The 20,692-nt window shown below is 56.9% G+C and carries 14 protein-coding genes and 2 pseudogenes; 2 read left to right on the top strand and 14 right to left on the bottom strand.

Translation table 11 applies throughout. The features are described 5' to 3' along the window. The first annotated feature begins 8 nt into the window (after positions 1-8). Positions 9-542 (top strand): DUF2780 domain-containing protein, encoded by a 534-nt coding sequence (locus PSES9_RS0100730; RefSeq protein ID WP_010483063.1) that lies wholly within the window; start codon positions 9-11, stop codon positions 540-542. A gap of 125 nt (positions 543-667) precedes the next feature. Here the strand turns inward: PSES9_RS0100730 and PSES9_RS0100725 are convergent, their stop codons facing one another. The 10 genes and pseudogenes from PSES9_RS0100725 to PSES9_RS0100680 form a co-directional block, all read right to left on the bottom strand. Beyond that, positions 668-3,028 (bottom strand): efflux RND transporter permease subunit, encoded by a 2,361-nt coding sequence (locus PSES9_RS0100725; RefSeq protein ID WP_010483062.1) that lies wholly within the window; start codon positions 3,026-3,028, stop codon positions 668-670. An 18-nt stretch (positions 3,029-3,046) separates the two neighbouring features. Further along, a complete protein-coding gene (locus tag PSES9_RS0100720) occupies positions 3,047-4,138 on the bottom strand; it encodes a WD40/YVTN/BNR-like repeat-containing protein (protein ID WP_177313031.1) in 1,092 nt (363 codons plus the stop codon). 195 nt (positions 4,139-4,333) lie between these two features. After that, complete coding sequence (locus tag PSES9_RS0100715) at positions 4,334-5,704, bottom strand: DUF1329 domain-containing protein (RefSeq protein WP_010483058.1); 1,371 nt, start codon at positions 5,702-5,704, stop codon at positions 4,334-4,336. 93 nt (positions 5,705-5,797) lie between these two features. Then, complete coding sequence (locus tag PSES9_RS0100710) at positions 5,798-7,759, bottom strand: DUF1302 domain-containing protein (protein WP_010483056.1); 1,962 nt, start codon at positions 7,757-7,759, stop codon at positions 5,798-5,800. Positions 7,760-8,313: 554 nt separating this feature from the next. Continuing rightward, positions 8,314-10,973, bottom strand: a pseudogene (gene pepN, locus PSES9_RS22850) (aminopeptidase N). Between the two features lie 131 nt (positions 10,974-11,104). Continuing rightward, positions 11,105-11,935 carry a DUF2797 domain-containing protein gene (locus PSES9_RS0100700; RefSeq protein ID WP_010483050.1) on the bottom strand — a complete coding sequence of 277 codons (831 nt, stop codon included), beginning with the start codon at positions 11,933-11,935 and terminating at the stop codon, positions 11,105-11,107. A gap of 21 nt (positions 11,936-11,956) precedes the next feature. Further along, positions 11,957-12,220, bottom strand: a complete 264-nt coding sequence (locus PSES9_RS0100695; protein WP_010483048.1) for a YeaC family protein — start codon at positions 12,218-12,220, stop codon at positions 11,957-11,959. Between the two features lie 38 nt (positions 12,221-12,258). Next, positions 12,259-13,125 carry a rhomboid family intramembrane serine protease gene (locus PSES9_RS0100690; RefSeq protein WP_010483046.1) on the bottom strand — a complete coding sequence of 289 codons (867 nt, stop codon included), beginning with the start codon at positions 13,123-13,125 and terminating at the stop codon, positions 12,259-12,261. Continuing rightward, positions 13,122-14,096: a metallophosphoesterase gene (locus PSES9_RS0100685; RefSeq protein WP_010483044.1), complete on the bottom strand. Its 975-nt coding sequence runs from the start codon at positions 14,094-14,096 to the stop codon at positions 13,122-13,124. Before PSES9_RS0100685 ends, PSES9_RS0100690 begins: the two co-directional genes overlap by 4 nt. Continuing rightward, positions 14,097-14,987: an NAD(+) kinase gene (locus tag PSES9_RS0100680; protein ID WP_010483042.1), complete on the bottom strand. Its 891-nt coding sequence runs from the start codon at positions 14,985-14,987 to the stop codon at positions 14,097-14,099. A gap of 218 nt (positions 14,988-15,205) precedes the next feature. Here PSES9_RS0100680 and PSES9_RS0100675 point away from each other — a divergent pair, with 218 nt between their 5' ends. Next, complete coding sequence (locus PSES9_RS0100675; protein ID WP_010483040.1) at positions 15,206-16,165, top strand: DUF1853 family protein; 960 nt, start codon at positions 15,206-15,208, stop codon at positions 16,163-16,165. Positions 16,166-16,262: 97 nt separating this feature from the next. Here PSES9_RS0100675 and PSES9_RS0100670 read toward each other — a convergent pair whose 3' ends face one another. The 4 genes and pseudogenes from PSES9_RS0100670 to PSES9_RS0100655 form a co-directional block, all read right to left on the bottom strand. Then, the gene (locus tag PSES9_RS0100670) at positions 16,263-17,459 is read right to left on the bottom strand and encodes a lytic murein transglycosylase (protein ID WP_010483038.1); all 1,197 of its coding nucleotides are present in this window, start codon (positions 17,457-17,459) and stop codon (positions 16,263-16,265) included. A gap of 79 nt (positions 17,460-17,538) precedes the next feature. Next, positions 17,539-18,506 (bottom strand): annotated as a pseudogene (locus PSES9_RS22845) (1-aminocyclopropane-1-carboxylate deaminase/D-cysteine desulfhydrase). A 6-nt stretch (positions 18,507-18,512) separates the two neighbouring features. Beyond that, on the bottom strand, positions 18,513-19,883 hold the full coding sequence (locus PSES9_RS0100660; protein WP_010483033.1) for a chromosome segregation ATPase: 1,371 nt from the start codon (positions 19,881-19,883) through the stop codon (positions 18,513-18,515). Positions 19,884-20,254: 371 nt separating this feature from the next. Beyond that, positions 20,255-20,668 carry a nuclear transport factor 2 family protein gene (locus tag PSES9_RS0100655; protein WP_010483031.1) on the bottom strand — a complete coding sequence of 138 codons (414 nt, stop codon included), beginning with the start codon at positions 20,666-20,668 and terminating at the stop codon, positions 20,255-20,257. Positions 20,669-20,692: the final 24 nt, after the last annotated feature.

Here is a 20,692-nt window from a genome sequence, read left to right as displayed (position 1 = left end):
CGATCCCCATGTTGAAACCTTCCAAACTATTACTGCTCAGCCTCACCCTTGCAGCCACTCCGGTGTTTGCATTCAACCTCGGTGACGCTGTCAACAGCGTTTCCAGCATGACTGGAAACTCTCAAGCCACAGGCGAGACAGGACAACTGCTAAAGACCCTGTCCAGCCAACTTGGGGTGAACCAGCCGCAAGCCACGGGCGGTACCGCGGCACTGCTGGGCCTGGCGAAAAACAACCTTGAGCCCAGCCAGTTCTCAGAGCTGACCAAGTCTGTACCAGGCCTGGAGCAACTGACCCAAAACAGCGAACTGCTTGATCAGGCCAGCTCACTGCTGGGCAAGGGTTCAGGCTCTGAGTCCACCAGCATCACTTCGCTGCTGAACAACACCAAGGACATGGGTGATGTCACCAGCGCCTTCAACAACCTGGGCATGAATGCTGAAACCCTGAACAAGTTCGCCCCTACACTGCTTGACTACATGGGTAAGCAAGGCCTGAGCGAACCCTTGATGAAATCGCTGACCAGCCTTTGGGGCGTCTAAGCCCGCTGCTCCTGCCTGCAGGAGCAAGCTGACACCAATCAGCGACAATAAAAAAACCGCGACCATTCAGGTCGCGGTTTTTTATTGCTGCAACGCTGCTTATCCAGCAGCGTGCATGGGCTGTATCAGGCGCTAGCCTTGTTACGCAGCTTCTCCGGATTGATCAGGAAGCGAGCCAGGGCTGGCAACAGCCAGATTGCACCGAACATATTCCACAGGAACATGAAGGTCAGCATCAGGCCCATATCCGCCTGGAACTTGATCGCCGAGAAGATCCAGGTGGCTACACCAATGGCCAGGCACACGCCGGTGAAGAGCACCGCTTTACCGGTCGACTTGAGCGTCTCGAAATACGCCTCTTGCAGGGACAGACCTTGGCGCAGGTAAGTCTCCAATCGACTGTAAATATAGATGCCGTAGTCGACACCGATGCCAACGCCCAGGGCAATTACCGGCAAGGTCGCAACTTTCACCCCGATGCCCATGTAAGCCATCAGCGCATTACCCAATACCGAGGTCAACACCAGCGGCAGCATTACGCACAGTGTCGCGGCAATCGACCGGAAGGTGATCAGGCACATCAGGCCAACTGCGGCGTAAACGGCAAGCAGCATGGTGGTTTCGGACTGGTCGATAACCTCGTTGGTTGCCGCTTCAATACCGGCGTTACCTGCAGCGAGGATAAACTCGAGGCCTTCCTTGTTGTTTTCCTTGATGAAGCTTTCAGCTTCGGCAACCACACGACTGAGCGTTTCAGCCTTGTGGTCATTGAGGAACACCAACAATGGAGCCACTGAGCAGTCCGCGTTGTACAGGCCATCGGCACGGGCGATCGAGTTATTCAGTACATCCTGGTTACGCGACAGGGTTTCCCATTTCAGGCTCCCTTCGTTCATGCCCTTGATGACTTGACGCGAGACAGTGACCATCGAGATCGCCGACTGCACGCCCGGTGTGTTCTCCAGGGTCCAGGACAACTGATCCATCGCCGAAAGCGTCTGGTAGGTCGAGCAGCCCTCGGCCGCGGTCTTGACCATGATCACCAGTACATCGGAGCTGGTCGAGTAGTTGCGGATAACGAAATCGTTGTCCAGGTTGTAGCGTGAGTCAGGACGCAACTCCGGCGCACCCTGGTCAAGGTCACCGATCTTCAGGTTCTGGCCATACCAGACACCACCCACCAGCGCGACAATGGCAATCACCACCGAAACAGGCGCCACCACCGGGTGAGCGAAATTGGAGATCAAGCGCCAGAACGGATGGTCGCGTACTGCATCTTCGCGACTGATCTTCACTGCCTTCTTGCTGATACCGATGTACGAGATCATCACCGGCAGCAGGATCAGGTTGGTCAGGATGATGACCGCAACGCCCATGGATGCGCCGATGGCCAGCTCGCGAATAACCCCGATATCAATCAGCAGCAAGGTGACGAAACCCACCGCATCAGACAGCAAGGCCACCAGGCCCGGAATAAACAGTTGGCGGAAAGCCATGCGTGCAGCCGACAGCGAGTCAGTGGCTTCGCCAGAAGCAATCGCGATACCGTTGATCTTCTGCACGCCATGGGAAATACCAATGGCGAAGACCAGGAACGGCACCAGCATGGAATACGGATCAAGCCCGAACCCGAGGGTTTTCAGCAAACCGAGCTGCCAGATCACCGCGATCAGCGTGGTGCAGACCACTGCCAAGGCGCTTTTGAAGCAACGCGTGAACCACAGCAACAAGACAAAGGTGATGCCGATCGCCACGGCAAAGAACAACGCGACCCCCACAAGGCCATCGATCAAGTCACCGACTTTCTTGGCGAAACCGATGATGTGGATTTTCACATTGGGGTTTTGCGCCTGGTACTTGTCGCGGATCTTCTCTTCAAGCTCGTGGGAGAACTTCTGGTAATCCAGCGGCACCAATTTGCCTTGGTCTTTGGGATCTGGATACGACTCCAGCAATGGAACATCGATGATGCTCGACTTGAAGTTGTTACCCACCAGGCGGCCAATCTGGCCCGACTTGAGCACGTTATCGCGCAATTCCTCAAGACTGGCAGGCGAGCCGTCATAGGTCTGCGGAATCACTTCACCGCCACTAAAGCCTTGCTCGGTCACTTCGGTCCAGCGAACGCTTGGACTCCACAGCGACTTAAGGCCCGAGCGGTCAACGCCGGGGATGTAGAACACCTCGTCGTTAATCTGGCGCAGGGTCTCCATGTACTCTTTGCTGAAGATGTCGCCATCAACCGCTTCAACCGAGATCCGCACAGTGTTGCCCAGGTTGGCAAGGTCGTTACGGTGCTCGAGCATTTTCTGGATGTAGGGATGACCCAGTGGAATCATTTTTTCAAAGCTGGTTTGCGGGCGAACCTGCGCAGCTTGGTAAAACAAAAAGGCACTGATCAAAACGCACAGCACGATAACGGCTGGGCGGTTGTTAAAAATCAAGCGCTCGAGAAAAGACGCAGGTTTTTGTTGATGCTTACTCATGCAAACGCTCCCGGCTTATTATTGTTGGCCCAGATCGGCGCCTGTTGGCGAAGCGACGTGTACACCGCCTTGCCCGACCAGAATCAGCTTGCCGTTATCCGTAGTTGCAGCACTGCTCAGGGAAACCCGATCAGCGCGATTTACTAAACTGAAATTGCGGCCATCATCCGTGCTTTTCAGTACGGTGCCGCCATGCCCAACCACCACGATCGAGCCATCGGCCAGTAGCTCACCATCGGCCAGGCCGAACTCCAGAGGACCGTTATTGGGGGTATTGATCTCGATTTGTTGCCAAGTGTCGCCAAAGTCGCTGGAGCGGAACAAGTGACCGCGCAGACCGTAGACCAACAAGGTGGCTGGTTCTTTGGTCGCCACGGCACCGAACAGCGAACCGTCGTAGGGACTTTCTACGGTTTCCCAGGTCTGGCCCCAGTCAGCCGAGCGAAACATTACGCCCAACTCACCGACCACGAACAAACCGGAGTCTTTTACCGCGATGATCGAGTTCAGGTGATAGCCATCCTCGTTGTTCATCCGGTCGCTGACATCTTCCCAATTGGCACCGCCATCGGTTGTCTCCAGCAAAGCGCCATAGGCGCCGACCGCAAACCCCGTCTTGGCATCGTCCTTGAACCAGATATCCAGCAGTGGGGCCTCGCGTGACAGGTCCTCGAACTGCTTGACCCAGGTCTGGCCACCATCGGTCGTTGCCAGGATTTGCGCGTCATGGCCAACAGCCCAACCGTGCTTGTCATCGACAAAATAGACAGCGGTGAGCAATTGACGCGTGGGAACCTTGCCCTGGGTCCAGGTGGAACCATTGTCGTCGGAATACAGGATATGGCCGCGATCACCAACGGCTACCAAGCGCTTGCCGGCGGCCGTGATATCGAGCAGCAACGAGCTTTGCGCTCGCTCGGACATGATGGAATAGAGGCTGGCGGGCTCGGCGGCCTGCACAGTAAGTGGCGCAACAGTAAACGCTAGGATTGACAGCACACTGCACAGCGAGAGCGCTTTGCCCAGCGGCGAATAGATGCGCGACACCGGTGTGCGACTGGATCTCGCTAGACCACCGGACAAGGTGCGCCGCATTACGGGCTCACTCATAAACCTTCCCCCTTTTATTTTTATAGTTCCTGCATATAGCAGTTTGCCTATGCTACTTAGCTTTAGAAGGCCCTGACAATCGGCATGACGTTATGTTTTGTTAAAGCAAACCCGCGTGATTGACGCTCTATAGGTTTCACTAATACACAAAAGCCGCTACGACTGTAGCGGCTTTTGAGCAAGACTACACGAGAATCAACGTGTGCCACGACGGCGCAGGGCCGCGGGTTTGAAATAACCATCGTCTGGAACTGGCTGGCTGAAGTCGATAGTGGTCGACTCTTCGTTGTCCAGGTTCTGCACGTAGTAACGACGCGCCTGCAGGTCGTGGAACACATCCAGCGCAGACCAGGTGGTCGGCAACTCGTAATAGTTCTTCAGGTAGGCAATCGACACGCGCCACAACTCGCCACGGCCGTCGTATTGATCAACCACTGCTGCCTGCCAGCTATCTTCATCAAGGTACAGGGTACGCTTGGAGTAGATATGCCGCGCACTGCTCTTCAGCGTGCCCTCGACCACCCATACACGGTGCAATTCATTGCGTGTGTAAGCCGGGTTGAGATGCCCTTCTTTGAGCAGATCATCGTATTTCACGTCTGGACTGGTGACTTTATAGTTGTTGTAAGGAATATAGATTTCCTTTTTACCCAGCACCTTCCAGTCATAGCGATAAGGCGCACCGTTGAACATGTCGGTGTCATCGGCGGTTCGCAGGCCGTCAGCCGCCGCGATGGGAGTGTCATAGGCAAGGTTCGGTGCACGACGCACGCGACGCTGTCCGGCGTTGTAGCCCCAGGCCTGACGCTGTTCCTTGACCTGGTCGAGAGTCTCGTGGACCAACACCGCGCCACCGGCCAGGCGCGCCGGGCTTTTGGTGAAGGACAGGTAATAGAACATGATGTTGTTCAGGTCAGCGAACGAACCTTTAGGGTCGTAGTACTTGAACAGGGCTTCCTGCTGGGAGGTCACCAGGGAATAGCTGCCGTTGCGCTGTACCGCGACTTCCGAGGCGCGACGCACGATATAGGTGCCGCGATAGCGGGCGATGTGGTTCCACAAGGCCTCGACACCGTTCTGCGGGATCGGAAACGGAATGCCGCCATAAGCATCGGCAAAGCCATTACCACCATCGAGCAGCTTGGCCGTGGTTGCGTTCTTGCGCGTATTGTCATACACCCACTGCGGCGCAGAACCCGAACGACGCGTCTGGTAAACCGGCATCTGGTAGGTGTCTGGATAGGTGTTGAACAAGGCAATCTGGCCTGGGGTCAGGTTAGCCTTGTACTGGTCCAGGTTGGCCTTGGTAATAGTGAACAGCGGTTTGTCTGCCGCAAATGGGTCTGGGTGGTGCTGGCCCGGCCCCTTGTAGTCAGCCGGTACCTTGGTGATACCACCGGTCCAGGCGGGAATAGTGCCAGCCGCATTGCCGGCTTTCTCAGCACCAAAGGGGGTCAGAGTAGTGCCCAGCTTTGCTGCTTCTTCGGCTGAAACGGCCGCCAGCGCGTTGCCGGTGAATAACACCAGAGCAATCGCGGTACCGATCAATTTGTGCTTGTTCAGCATCCTATTTCTCCTCCGGGCGCCGATTGACGCCCAGTTCAGTTGTCTTTGGAACCACAGTTGCCCTGCTGCTGGGCACGGCAACTGGCTCGGCTATCAGAACGAGTACTTGACGTTGAGACCAATGTTGTCGCGGTCGCGCGAGGAGTTGTTGCCGCCGGCACCGTAGAACTCGGTGTAGGCAAGCTCCGCTTCCAGGCTGTTCAGGTAATTGGCCTTGACGCCCAGCGTGTAAGCCTTGCGACCTTCGATAAAGTTGCCGGTCTGGTAGGAGTTACCTTCGAAGTCTTCGCGGTAAACCACGTAGGGCGACAGGTTCACACCCGCATAGACATCGTTCCAGGTGCCAGAGAGGACCATGGTGTAGCCATAGGCATTCTTGTTGACCTGGTCGTTACGATCATTGTCATCGATATAGGCGCTATTACCGCGTCCGGAGTAGTAGCGGGTCGAACCGTCACGGGCGGTGTATTGCAGGTCACTCCCACGCAGGTGCTCGGACGCAAGCTCGGCCACGCCAAACAGCGAGTCGAAACCCAGTGAAGGGCCGAAGTTATAGATGGTCCCAAGCGAGGCGTTGAAGGCTTCAACGCGCTCATAGTTGTGGATCTCGTCTTCCAGGCCAACCTGCTGCCCGGCGATGTTAATCTTGTCGCCGCCGGCCAAAGGCGCCGCTTGCGTCAGCAAGTCACCGAGCAGGTCGTTGGTGGTCGAGATACCGATCGGCAGGTTCGGACGATAGGACAGCTCACCGAACACCGAAGCCAGACCCACAGTGGTGTTGAAGCTCATGCCGTACATGCGGATATCTTCAACATACTCACGACGGGCATTGACCTGGTTGGCCACATCCACCGCCGCTGCGCCATTGACCAGGCCCAGGATTTGCCCGGCACCGGCATTACCGCTGGCAGCCGCTGCCTGCAGGTCGTCATAGCTGGCAAAACCACCCAGGCCCGCCAACTGATCGATGTTCAGGCCTGCGTAGCTGCTGTTCAGGTCAGCATTGATCAGCGGTTCCTTCGAGTGATAGTTGACGAAGTAGAAACCGAATTCGGTGCTGTTGAAATCTTCAGCGATGTAGCGCAGTGCAGCACCAAACTGACCATCGTTCCTGGCATTGATGTCGGAGCCAATGTTGGCCACCTTGATCACGCCGTTTTGATCGAAGTAGTCATTGCCCTGCAAACCGGCAAAGTTACCCGCGCTCAACTGCTGATAAAGGCCGCGTACCGGCGCCAGGGCAGACTGCGTGCTGTAGGCAGTATTGCCGCCATCGGCAAAGAGGTCTGTCTCGGAGTAGAAGGTGCCGACTGGGTCAATCGCGGTTTCCTTCCAGTTGAACTGGTAGAAGGACTCAAGCGACAGGTTGTCAGTCAGGCCAACGCTGAAGTTAAGCGCCTCGACCGGCACCAGCACTTCCTTCAACTCCGCGCCTGGCAAGCGGAACTTAGCCGCATCGACCGGGTTGGTGGTGTTGATACCACCGCGATAGAACAGGGCCTCACCCCAGTTGAATACCTGCTTGCCCAGACGCGCAGTCACCGGCATATCGGCGACGTCCCAATCACCATAGACGTAGGCATCGAGGATCTGCGCGTCACGACCGGCCTTGTGCCGCGTCTCGTAGGTAAAGCTATTGTCGCGTGGAAAGCTCTGGCTTGGCTGCGCCGGACCGCTGGCATCGTAGAAGTCGTTGCGCTTATCCATGATCTGGGTGTCGTAGAAGGCACTGCCACGGACAAACATGCCGTAGTTCTTGTAGGTCGCGCCGAGATCCGAGGTGACTTTATAGACCTCCGAAACCAGACCGGTATCGAAGTTACGGTTACCGTCGTTGCCGTTGATATCGTCGTTGCTCCTGTCCTGGCCCTGGACACGCCACAACTGGCCGTAGGACACGGTGGTGTCGATGGAACCATTGATTTCGTTATCGGCAAAACTGAATTCGACAGCCTGGGCTTGAGCAGCCACAAGCAGCGGTAGAATTCCGGCAAACGCAAAACCAGCCTTCACTGGTGCAAAACACACCCGTGGATGGCGAGACTTGATACCCATCGAAAATTACTCCTGGCAGATCATTCTTTTTATTGCGCCTATCTAGGACGCGGTTCAGCCGTACTGATGACGACTTTTGGTAAAACCGAAAAACATAATCCCCCGTGGTTTCACGCCCACGATTGAGGAAAGCTCCCTTGCGAGGCTCAATCTTCAGAAGCAGTGCAACCATGATGCCAATTCAAACAGTCGTATTATTTAAAAGCACTTTGCACAGCTGTTTCGATTCGTGACTCTATAACCACGCTTAAAAACGTCAGATTTAAGGCGGTACTTTTCAGCCATGTCCTACAATATGGCCCGAATAGTCACTAAAGCACCGATCTAGACGCACCGGACAAAAAAGACAGATCCTCTGGAAAAATCCATAAAAAGCCGTTTTATTAGCCTTCAGATCTAAAAGGTGGGATTTTCATTCCTTTGAGTAACAAAAAAGTGTTACCAGCCTACGCCGGTAACACTTCAGGTTGACTCATCCAATACCCTGCAAGCAGGGTATTTTCCCGGTCAGAATTGCTCTAGACCGGGCTTGCTGGAAGGTGCTGATTCAAGGTTTATGCAAGGCTCTTGCTAACCACCTCGAACACATCGCTCGACAGGTCGCCAGAGGCCACAATCCGCTCCAGCTCGGACTTCATCTGCGCCTGGCGCGCAGGCGCATATTTGCGCCAGCGGGTCAGCGGGGCCAGCAGCCGTGAAGCAATCTGTGGATTTAGCGCATTGAGGGTAATGACCTGGTCAGCCAGGAAGCGATAACCGCTGCCATCGGCCTTGTGGAAATTGATCAGGTTCTGGCCAGCAAACGCCCCGATCAGGGCCCGGACCTTGTTCGGGTTCTTCAGGGTAAATGCAGGGTGCTCCATAAGCGCTTTAACCCGCTCCAGGCCACCGGGCAAACCACAGGCTGCCTGTACACTGAACCACTGATCCATGACCAGTGCATTATCCTTGAAGTGCTCGGCAAAGCTTGCCAGCACCTTGGCCCGCTCATCGGCAAACGGCGAATTGACCAGCACCGCCAGCGCGGTCAGTTGCTCGGTCATATTGTCGCTGTTCTCGAACTGATCCATGCAAGCGCCCAGAACCTCGGGTGTTGCATTGAGCATCAAGTACGACAGGGCTATGTTCTGCAAGCTACGGCGGGCAAAGTGCTCGGCCTCGGCAACATACTCGCTGTTGCGCGAAACCTCGCGATTGGCCTGGTAGCGCGCCCAAAGTGCATCCCGCAGCGCCTCGGCCAACTGCAGGCGAGCAAATTCACGGGCCTGGTGAATGGCTTCCACATCCGCCACCTCACTGATTTCGGTGAGATAGGCCTCCCCTGGCAGCGAAAGCATTTCCGCAACCATTGCTTGATCCAGTTGCGTATCTTCAAGCACGGTTCGCAGGGCGCTGACCAAGCGCTGATCCATCACCATCGCTTCGCCCGCTTGCTGCTGGGCGATCAGCTCCTGAAGCACCTGTACCGACAATTGCTGGCCAGCTTCCCAGCGATTGAAGCCGTCGCCATCGTGCTGCACAGGAACATCAGTTGGTCGCGGCTGGAGGGGGAACTCAACTTCACGGGCGCCGAGAAGCCACGCAGCAACGATGGCAACGGCTGCTCGGCAATATTGATGAATGTCAGCGTCTGCTCGGCTTGATCGATGGCAAATACCCGGCTGTGCGCAACAGCACCGCCCTGCTCGCCTTCAAGCTGCAAGGCCAAAGGCTGGCCCTGGGCATCCAGCAACCCCAACTCGACAGGAATCACAAAGGGCAGCTTTTCGCTTTGGCCTGGCGTTGCCGGGCAGCTTTGCCTGAAGCACAGGCTGTAGCGCTTATTAGCTGCATCGTAGCTCTCGCTGACCGCCAGACGCGGTGTGCCCGCTTGGCTGTACCAGCGCTTGAACTGGGTCAGGTCGACACCGCTGGCATCTTCCATGGCCTTGATAAAGTCATCACAGGTAACAGCCTGTCCATCATGACGCTCGAAATACAGGTCACTGCCCTTGCGGAAGTTATCAGCACCAAGCAGCGTGCGAATCATGCGCACCACTTCTGAACCTTTTTCATAAACGGTCAGGGTGTAGAAGTTGGAGATTTCGATAAAGGCGTCCGGGCGCACCGAATGCGCCAGCGGACCGGCATCTTCGGCAAACTGGTGGGTGCGCAGGTAGGCCACGTCCTCGATGCGCTTGACCGTGGCCGAGTTCATATCGGCACTGAACTGCGAATCACGAAATACCGTGAAGCCTTCCTTCAACGACAACTGAAACCAGTCACGGCACGTGACGCGATTGCCCGACCAGTTGTGGAAGTACTCGTGGGCGACAATCGCCTCAACCCGCTGGTGCGCGGCGTCGGTGGCGGTTTCAGCTCGTGCCAGCACGGCGCTGGAGTTGAAGATATTGAGCCCTTTGTTTTCCATGGCCCCCATGTTGAAGTCGTTGACCGCCACTATCATAAAGATGTCGAGGTCGTACTCACGGCCATAGGTTTGTTCATCCCAGCGCATCGACTTCTTCAAGCTGTCCATCGCGTGCTGGCACTTGTCGACATTCTCTGGCTCGACATAAATGCGCAGCGCTACTTCACGCTGGCTCATGGTGGTGAAGGTATCTTCGATGCACCACAGGTCACCCGCGACCAAGGCAAAGAGGTATGCGGGCTTCATAAATGGATCTTCCCAGGTCGCCCAGTGACGCCCGTCCTCCTCGCTGCCACTGGCAATAGGATTGCCGTTGGACAGCAGCACCGGATAATCATGCTGCTGCGCGCTCAGGGTGGTGGTGAACTTGCTCATCACATCCGGGCGGTCGAGGTAATAGGTGATCTTGCGGAAACCTTCGGCCTCGCACTGGGTACAGAACATGCCACTGGACTTGTACAAGCCCTCCAGCGCGGTGTTGCTTTCCGGGTGGATCTTGACCGTGGTATCGATCACGAAACTGGCGCTGTCAGGATGCAAGGTCAGCGACACATCCGTCAGCTGATAGTCCGCGGCCGTAAGCTGGCGGTCATTGAGCGCAATCGAGATCAACTCAAGCTCTTGCCCATCGAGCTCCAGCGCTGGCAGATCGGGACGCAATGCCGGATTACGACGCATAACCAGTTGAGCATGGACCAGGCTGTGGTCTTCAAACAGCTCGAAAGTCAGGTGCGTTTCATCGATCAGGTAATCCGGCGCCTTGTAGTCCTTGAGGTAGATCATCTTCGGTTGTTCGGTGCGCATGGTCGCCTCTCTTGATTGAGCCGCTTGGGAATCGCTGAAAAACTACTGCGAGACGATTCCTTGCAAAAATTAATTGTGTCAGGCCGTGGGTTGATACAACCAGCCTCGCACGGTTTGAATCGACTGCAGTCTCAGTTGCTGCTCACCGCCAACTGATAGGCGGTGTACTTGCGAATATTGATAACACCGGTATCAAACAACAGATACTGGCCCTTGATACCGGTCAAGGTGCCTTCGGCGATGGGGTTCTTATCCAGATTAAAGCTGGTGATCTTTGGCGGATAGGCTTCAATCGGATAGCCGATTTCCAGCGTTTGCGCGTCACTCACCGGCTGGATCGCCTGTATACCAAAGCGTTGTTGCAACTGTTGCATGCCCTCGGCGCAGGCGCTGAGAATTTCATTGCGCACGCTTAGCAGGTCGACTGGCGCGGCATCGCCCTTGAGCAGCGCACGCCAGTTGGTTTTATCCGCTACCTGGCTACGCAGCAGGTCTTCGACAAACCCGGACTGCTGACGCGTTGCCACCCGCATGATGGGCAACGCCTGGGTTGCGCCCTGGTCGATCCAGCGGGTCGGCACTTGCGTGGCCCGGGTAATACCCACTTTTACCCCGGACGAATTGGCCAGATAGACCACATGGTCAGTCATGCAGAACTGCTCACCCCAACTCGGTTCACGACAAGTGCCTGCGTCATAGTGGCAGCGCTCCGGACTCATGATGCAAATATCGCACTGGGCAAGCTTCTGCATGCACGGATAACAATAGCCCTGGCTAAAGCTGGTCTTGGTCTTGCGGCCGCAGTGGCAGCAGTGAATCGCACCCAAAAACTCCAGGCGCACGGTCTTGCCGATCAACGGATTGACTGCAATCAGCTGGTCATCCAGACGAAACGAATACTGCACCGGGCTTTCCAACCGCGCCGACATTTTGCTCAGCGCACCGCGCCCCAATTCATTCATTAACAACTGCCACTCTCAAATTCAGTGCAAGGTATCGGAAGACTTGAACAACAGGTTCGGTACAGGCTCGGACTTGGAGCTGCATTCCTGTGGCCCCATGTAGCCGATGCGCTGGTCTTCCGGCAGGTTTTTGATTTCCCAGGCAATCAGGGCCTGCAAGCTCAACTCTTTTTGCTCTTGAGTCAGCTTGCGACCATCTGGCCATTTGCCAATTTCTACCGCCAACTTAAGGCTCTGGTAGATTTCGGGGGTGATGTTTTCAATAGTTTGCAAAAACGACGACATAACCCGCCTCCAGATAAAACCAGTATTTTAACAGGCTGCTAACGGCGGGCGCGCTGCCACAACCCACCACACAACCCAGTCAGGCAACCCGCCACCAGCCCGCCGACATGCGCGGCATTGGCGATGGAGCCAAATTGCAGTAGTTCAAAGACGCCGGTCATGCATATCAGCAACCAGGCCAGCATCATCACCAGCACGCCAGGCGGCAGGCGATATGCAGGGTTAGGCGCAAGTCGCTGGTAAATCCAGCAGTGGCCCAATAACCCGTAGAGCACGCCGGACAGCCCACCAAAGAGCGACGGCCCGGAGAAGCTGTATTGCGCCACGTTCGATGCCAGGCTGAATACCAGGGTCAACCCAAATAACGCCAGGGCTCCTTGGCAAGACTCAATGCGCCGCCCCAATTCCCAATACCACAGGCTGTTCATGGCCAGATGCAGAAAGCCGAAGTGAATCAGCATGGGCGTGATCAATCGCCACCACTGCCCTGCCTGCAAGCCTTGCTCGGCCGAGGCGAAATAGATGTACTCGCCCTGGATCTTGAAGTCGACAAAACTCAACCAGCGAATCGCCGAGAAGTTGTCGCCCAGCAGAGTAATGGCCGCGACGATAAAGGTCAGCAGCAACACCGCACAGGTCAAGGGATTGCTTTTAGCTTGCTGGATGAACCCGGGGCGAGTCGCGCCCGGCACAACCGAGGCCTCAAGCGGCGCGTCATCATTGCCCTCGGGGTAACGACTGTAGAGCTCACGCACCTGCTCGGCCAATGACTCTCCCGGCACCCACAGCACTTGCTCGCCGGCCTCCTCGCTCACCCTGTGCGGCACCTTGAGGCGCTGCAACAATGCGATAAAGCCGCTCAGATTGGTTTGTGTTGGCAAACGTAGAACCGCCACGGGACTCATTTCGGCGCCTCCGGCTTTTCAACCTCGACCCAGACAAATTTACTCGAATCCAAACGATGCTCCTGGTCCAGGCGATAAGCGACCAAGCGTCCATACATCACGGCGCTGTAGTCCAGGCACGCCAGGTTGGCGCGAATAGGTGAAGGCTTGCCGCTGCGCCAATAGTGGCCGACAAATAATAGGGGCTGGTCGGCGCCATATCTGAGCAGCTCGTTCTTCTGCATTTCCGTCAATGGTGTTTGCGCGGCCAACTCGGGAAGCGCATCGGGCTGGAACACGATATCGCCGTATGTTTGCGGGTTCTCTTCCCAAAACTTGGTGCGGAAGAAAGAGCGGGTGAAACCGTCGTCGCTGGTCAGCGTCATGCCGTGCGGCAGGCGCATGTCTGTCCCGCGCAGCAAGCGGTTGAAGGCGGTATTGGCAAAGCTGCCATGCTCGGCCGCCGCCTTGACGAAAGCCTGGTTGATTCGCCCATCCGGGAACTGCGCGCGCAAGGGATTGATCAACTCGTCATCCCAGCAGGCATGCACGGCGCGAAAGCGCCCGGCATCGATAAACAAGGGGAGCTGGTAGAACCACTCAAGGGTTTCCCGCCACTCGGCTGGGGAGGGTGGGTATTTATCCAGGGTTTCCGCGATCATGCGCGCATGGCGGGCGTTATGCTCACGAACAAACTGGCGACCGCTGCCCGGCTTTGCCGGTGTCGTCCACGCCAGGGCATTAAACTCATGGTTGCCCATGATGCACACGGCAGAACCGCCGTCGACCATGGCGCGCACCAGGTTGACGGCTTCGCGAATTCGCGGGCCACGGTCAACCAGGTCACCCAGGAAGATGGCCGTGCGTGTCGGGTGACGCCAGACGCCAGCCTCTTGCCGGTACCCCAGCTTATCCAGCAAGCGTGCCAGGGTCCGCGCACAGCCATGGATATCGCCGATCAGGTCGTAACTTCGCTCAGGGTCCAGGCGCATTTACTCGCCTCCACCACCAAGGCGGCTGCCCCACCCTAGCTTGGTGCGACAGACCTCGTAATAGTTATGGTCAAGCGGATGAATCAGGCATAGCTTTTGCGGTTTCTTGCGGATGGTGACGGTATCACCAGGCGCGCAGGTAAAGTGATTCTGCCCGTCACAGGACACCTGCGGGTAAATCTGCAGGTCCTTGGACACAACAATTTTCAGCTCGCTGTTGCCATCGACCACTATGGGGCGACTCGACAGGGTATGCGGGTACATGGGCACTATCACTATTGCATCGAGCTTGGGATGCATGATCGGGCCGCCCGCAGACAAGGCATAGGCCGTGGAGCCGGTCGGGGTCGAGACGATCAGGCCGTCAGCTTTCTGGCTGCAAACAAACTGGCCGTCGATAAACAACTCGAACTCGATCATCCGCGTCGACTTGCCCGGATGCAAAACCACATCGTTAAGCGCATCGCCCTGACCGATGGCTTCAGCATTACGCCGCACTTCGGTTTCGAGCAAAAACCGGTTTTCGGTCAGGTAATTGCCGTCCAGCACCTCGGCGACCTTGACTTCAAGCTCGTCGGGGCGGATATCGGTCAAAAAGCCCAGGCTGCCACGGTTGACCCCAAGTACCGGAATCTTGTGGCGCGCCAATGCCCGCGCAGCGCCCAACAAGCTACCGTCGCCACCGACCACAATCACCAAGTCACAGATTTCCCCGAGGTTCTTGCGCGAAGAGGTCTGCAAGCCATGGCCCGGCAGGACTTCAGCAATCGAATCTTCCAGAATCACATGGGTGTGGCGGTCGAGCAGAAACTTCTTCAGTCGACGAATAGTGTCGAGCACCTGCGTGCTGCCGAGGCGACCAATGATGCCGATATTCCGAAATTGCTCCATGGTGCTCCCGCAGGCTGAATCTCTAAAGAGTTAGATTATGGTCGAAAGCCTGCAAGCGCAGCAAACTTGCGCTGCTAACCATGGGTTTCCAGGCAACGGAAAGCTGAGGCACTACAACGACCACTTGCTGGTTAATTGGGGGCATTTGCCTCGATTGCAACCTCGGCCAAGGATACAGCGCTTGCTTGCAACCGGGTAAATAACGCTATGCTCGTGGCATGAATCCGTTTCGATCCCTGACTGATCTGCCTCAGCGCTTGCGCCAGCCCGCAGTGCGCGACCTGGCGTGGGTCATACTTGCCCCGCCGCTGCTGAGCCAGACCCCGACACGCCAGCGTCATCCTTTGGCGGCCAGCCGCTGGAGCCGTGAGCCGCAACAACTGGCGCACTGGCTACTGACACTGGACGATGATTGCTCAAGCCTCAGCCATTGGCTTGCCGAGCGTTCGGTACGCAGGCTTGGACTGTATTACGAACGACTCTGGCAATTTGCCCTGAACTCGGCACCTGATGTCGAGATTCTTGCCGCCAACCTGCCTATTCGTCGCGAAGGGCACACCCTGGGTGAACTGGATTTGATTCTGCGTGATGACGACGGCCTGCACCATCTCGAGCTGGCGATAAAACTCTATCTGGGCGAGCAAAACACCAGCGGCACTGCCAATCACCACTGGCTCGGCCCGGGAAGCCGTGACCGGCTGGACCTGAAACTCAGCCACATAGCCGAGCACCAGTTGCCGCTGTCGAAAACCGAACAGGCGCTGAGCACCCTGGCCCAGGAGGGGATAAACAGCCAGGCGGTACAAGCCTCGATGTGGGTCGCCGGTTACTTGTTCTATCCCTGGCCTGCGGGATGCCTGCCGCCTGCCGGTGCTCACCCCGAGCATTTGCGTGGCAATTGGGTGCATCAGCGCGACTGGCCAGCACTGCTTGCCCAATATCCAGGCGCCAGCTGGCAAATACTGCCGCGTCATGACTGGCTGGCTCCAGCTCGAATCAGCCCCGCCGACCATTGGCCCAACGACCAACTGCAAATCTGGTTCGCGACGCTCGAAGCCAATACCAATGCGCAATTGCTGGTACGCCTTGAACAGAGCCCGGATGGCTATTGGCTGGAGCAACAGCGGGTATTCCTGGTCAGCGACAGCTGGCCAGAAACACTCAGGCCCTACCGCTAACAGGCCATAGGGTGCGACAACGCGAAGCTTGTCCACCACAGCCTGGTCCAAATCAGCCGTCAGGCCCGTCAGGCGAATCAGTATTAACCGGCTCGCCTTATTGCGCCTGCATCGCCTTGAGGATCTTCTTGCCCGCGCGGCCATCATAGGGCTGCAATCCCAGGCGCTTTTGCTCCTCGACAATGGCTTTGCGGGTATTGGTGCCGATCAAGCCGTCCGACTCGCCAATGTCGTAGCCACGGGCAAGCAATAACTCCTGCAACTGCTTGCGCTCGATACGACTGAGGCCCGGGTCATCGGTTGGCCATGGCGTCACGATCTCGTCACCACCGCGTAAACGGTCGGACAAATGCGCGATTGCCAATGCATAGCTTTCAGCCGCGTTATAGGAATAGATCGCATCGAAGTTGCGCATCACAATAAATGCTGGCCCCTTGGCACCTGCGGGCAGCAAGATACCAGCTGGCGTATCGCTTGGCGTGATCGCCGAGCCATCGACCTTGACCACGCCACGGGCGACCCAGTCTTTGAGCGGACGTTTGTTTTTGCGCCCCGTTGCCGAGGTATCGAAGCCTGCGGGCAGCTTGACCTCATACCCCCAAGGCTGGCCGGTGCGCCAGCCTGAACGCTTGAGGTAGTTGGCGGTTGAGGCCAGCGCATCGGGGATGCTTGCCACCAGGTCGCGGCGACCGTCACCGTCGCCATCCACGGCGATACGTTGATAGGTCGAAGGCATGAATTGGGTATGACCAAAGGCGCCTGCCCATGAACCTTTCAGTTCCTGAGCCTGAATATCCCCGGATTGCAGCAGCTTCAGGGTGGCAAAGAACTCACCTTGAAAGAACGCCTGGCGCCGACCGTAACATGACAGGGTGCCGAGCGAAGTGAGCAATGGCCGCTTGCCAAAGGTTTTCCCGTAGTCACTCTCAACACCCCATACCGCGACCACAGTAGCCGGATCAACGCCATAGCTGCGCGATACCTTGGCCAGGGTGTCGGCGTGCAACTTCAGCATCTGGCGACCTTCATCGACGCGCTGCTGATCGACCAGCGCAGCCAGGTAATCCCAAATGGGAGTGCTGAATTCAGGTTGTGAGTTGAGCAGCTCGAGCACGCTCATATCGGGCTCAAGGCCTTGTGTATAACGGTCGAAGGTCGCGCCAGAAACCCCCTTTGCCGCAGCCTTGGGGCGCAAGTCGCCGAGGCATTGCTGAAAAGATGCTGCCTGCGCCTGGGTTGCCAGGGCCCCCGCACTGAACAGAACCGCACCTAAACGGATGATCATTTTATTCATCGCATATTCCCTGATACTGAAACAGTCCACATATAGGGACAGTGTAATGATCAGAGACAGCTTAGTCGCGGCAGTTCCGTTACAAGCCTTTAGCCAAGGCGGCAGCGCGCCCCTGCAAACCGCCAGTATGGACGAATATCAGCCGCGTTCCACGAGGAAACGCGCCCTGCTCGACCTGCTCACGCAAGGCCAGTAGCGCCTTGGCGGTGTAGAGCGGTTCGAACAGCATCTCAGACTCGGCTTCACATGCCTGCATGAAATCCAGCAACAGCGTATCGACTTTGGCAAAGCCGCCGCGCGCGGCATCAAGCAAGCGATACCCCTGGTCGGCCTGCTGCGCCTGGGTCAAGACACTGGAAATCTGCAGCTGCGCGCCATGCCTTGCCGGAACAGCTAGAGCACCGTAGACCGGGTGAGCCCCGGCTTCAGCCAGAACCAGTCCGGCCAGCGTGGTACCAGTCCCCACCGCCAACCACCAAGCGTGGTAATCGGGCCAATCAAGCTGGTCCAACTGGCTGCGTACCATTTCGACCAGAAGCTGGCAGCCTTGGGCGCCAAGCAAGCCACCACCGCCTTCCGGAACCGGTAGCAGTTGCGGGTAACGTGAACGCCAGGGCTGCCAAAAACCCGGCAAATTACGTCCACGGTAACCGCCGTAGCCAAGCCAGTGTAACTCCATGCCCAACTGTTCGAGCTCAGCGCTGGTAGGCGTTAGCTGAGGATTGCCACGCAGCAGGCCAACGGTTTGAAAGCCAAAGCGATTGCCCGCAGCAGCCAGGGCATGCAAGTGATTGGAGTGAGCGCCACCCAGGCTGATGAGGCCCTGGGCGCCCTGCCTGGCCGCGGCCTCGATATAGGGCGCCAGCTTGAACCATTTATTGCCGCTGACCTGCTGATCAATCAGGTCAAGGCGCAGCACCGCCACTTCGACCCCGGCGTCCCCCCCCCCCCCCCCCCCCCCCCCCCCACTTCGCCCCCGGCTTTTGCCAGCCAATACAGGTTTAACCGCTGTACGGGCGCTGTCGGCCTCCACTCGGGGAGTTTCAACGCCGATCACCCCAGGGTGCGCATGCGCTCGGCATCCTTGTGACGGGCGCAACAATTGGAGTCACCGAGCTTGAAGCGGCTTGGTGCATCGACTCGATCAATACGAATGGCGCAACGCTGCCCATTGGCCAGCAACGCTTCGCAGGCGGGCTGTTGATAATGTGCCAGCCACTGCCTGTACTGTTCTTCGGAGACAAAACATTTGGATGCGGCATAGGCAAGCGGGTTTTCCTGGTAGCGAGCAATATCTTGCAAGGCAACGGTCAAGTGCCCGGCTCCAGGATGATAAACCACAAATACCATGCCCAGGTTCGACAAGCGCTCAAGAATCTGGTCGCCACTTTGTCCGGTCAGTTGTTCGCGTTCGCTGTTGAGACGCTCGATCTCCTGCTGGAGCTTGCCGTCGAGCTCCTGACGATAGGCAAGCTCGACATCACGAATGGCAATTTGCTCTTTGTACTCAACCACTGCCGAGGCAATCTTTGCCTGCATCTCAGTGTCGAACTGCGCGCGCATCAGGTCGATTTCACTGCGTCCATTGGTTTGCAGTGTACGCAGTTGCTCGGTCATCTTCTCCCGTGATGACTGAAAACTGGCTGCTTGTTCCGCCAACTGCCGTTTCAGATCAGCATTGAGTTCCTTCTGCTGCGCCAGGGCTTTTTGCACCAGGGCCATTTTGGCCTCGATGACTTCTCGGTGTTTCTCGCTGGCCAACTTGAGTTTGGCCAGCTCTTCTTCGTGCTGAAGACTCAGGCTACCGATACGCAAGCGCTGCTGCTTGATCAGCTGTGCAGCTTTCAGGCGCTGCTCCTGATTCAACTTCTCTGCGACCTTTTGCGCCTCTTCCAGCGCCGGATCAGGCGAGTACCATTTGTCATCCGAGACCATCTGCAAGCGCTCGGCAACAACCGACTGGCCGCTGTCATCCTCAATCAACAGCCCCAACTGATTGGCCTTGACCGTATCGCGCAAAGTCACCAGGTCATTCTGCCCAGGCGCCAGGCTTGGGTCCCAAAGGTGCATCTGGTGCCATGACACCGGGCACTGGCTGCGACACGCCAAGCGAATCGGGCCAGCCCCCATGTCGGGGCCTCGCCCGGACTTTTCAGCCAAATGCTGCAAGGGGATATTCCAACCGTTATCGGGAGCCCCCTTTTCATCGAAATCGAGGTAGAAGAACACCACTGAACGGATCAATAACCTTGGATTGATCATCAAGTAAGCCGCCCGCACTTGCTGGTCGGCGAACTCGGGCATATTGACCATGCCATCGAGCAGGGCTTCAAACTCGGTGAAGAACATTTGCTTGCAGACACCACCGTGTTCACTGAAGAACATCACTGCATCAACCATCTGCGGCTTGTTCTGCATGCTCATCCGATTCCCTCAAAGCTAGATTGACAACACTCATCTGACGTCGCGCGTGGCTATGTATCCAACCCAGAGGAGCAGAACATCCTCGGGCGATAATAACGCCTAAGATCACAGGCCAGTAACTGACGCGCACAGAAACTGACGCGCACAAGCAGTCAGGCACATCCCAGCCGTTTGAGCGAGTCTAGGGGAAAAACCGTGGGCAGCAATGTGACTGGGTTGGCAGTCGTCTTGCGATAGGAACAATCCTACTCAACTGCACAACGAAACTGTGATGGGCTTGGTACAAACTGTCAGCATGAGACATTTTTCGTCAGTTGCCAGCCAGGCCTGGATGACATGCACAATGCCATCCAGGTAACAGGGGTTGCAGGCTACAGCGCGCCGCGCAGGCGCTTGCCCATTTCCTCGCCCAGAGCCTGCAGGCCACTCATGGGCCGGACCATGACCTCGAACTCGACAATCTGGCCCTGCTCATTAAAGCGCACCATGTCGATGCCCTTGAGCTCGCGATCAGCCACTGTGGCGCTGAACTCCAGCACCACATTCAAGCCATCAGCCGAAACCAGTTCGCGATGGTAGCGAAAGTCTTCAAATACCTTGATCACGGTATTGAGGATCATCGCCACCTTGTCCGCGCCTGCGTATGGCTTGAACGCCATGGGCGAACGAAAAACCGCGTCCGGGTGCAATAATGCCGGCAGGCCACCGAGGTCCTGGCTGGCAATCATCGCATGCCATTGCTGCATGGCTGGGGCAATATTGGGCTTAACCGCTAATGCTGTCATCTCTACACCTCGGTTGGGCTTATG

The organism is Pseudomonas sp. S9 (assembly GCF_000222125.1).
GTDB classification, from domain to species: Bacteria; Pseudomonadota; Gammaproteobacteria; order Pseudomonadales; family Pseudomonadaceae; genus Aquipseudomonas; species Aquipseudomonas segetis.
This window is presented reverse-complemented; position numbering and strand designations above follow the sequence as displayed.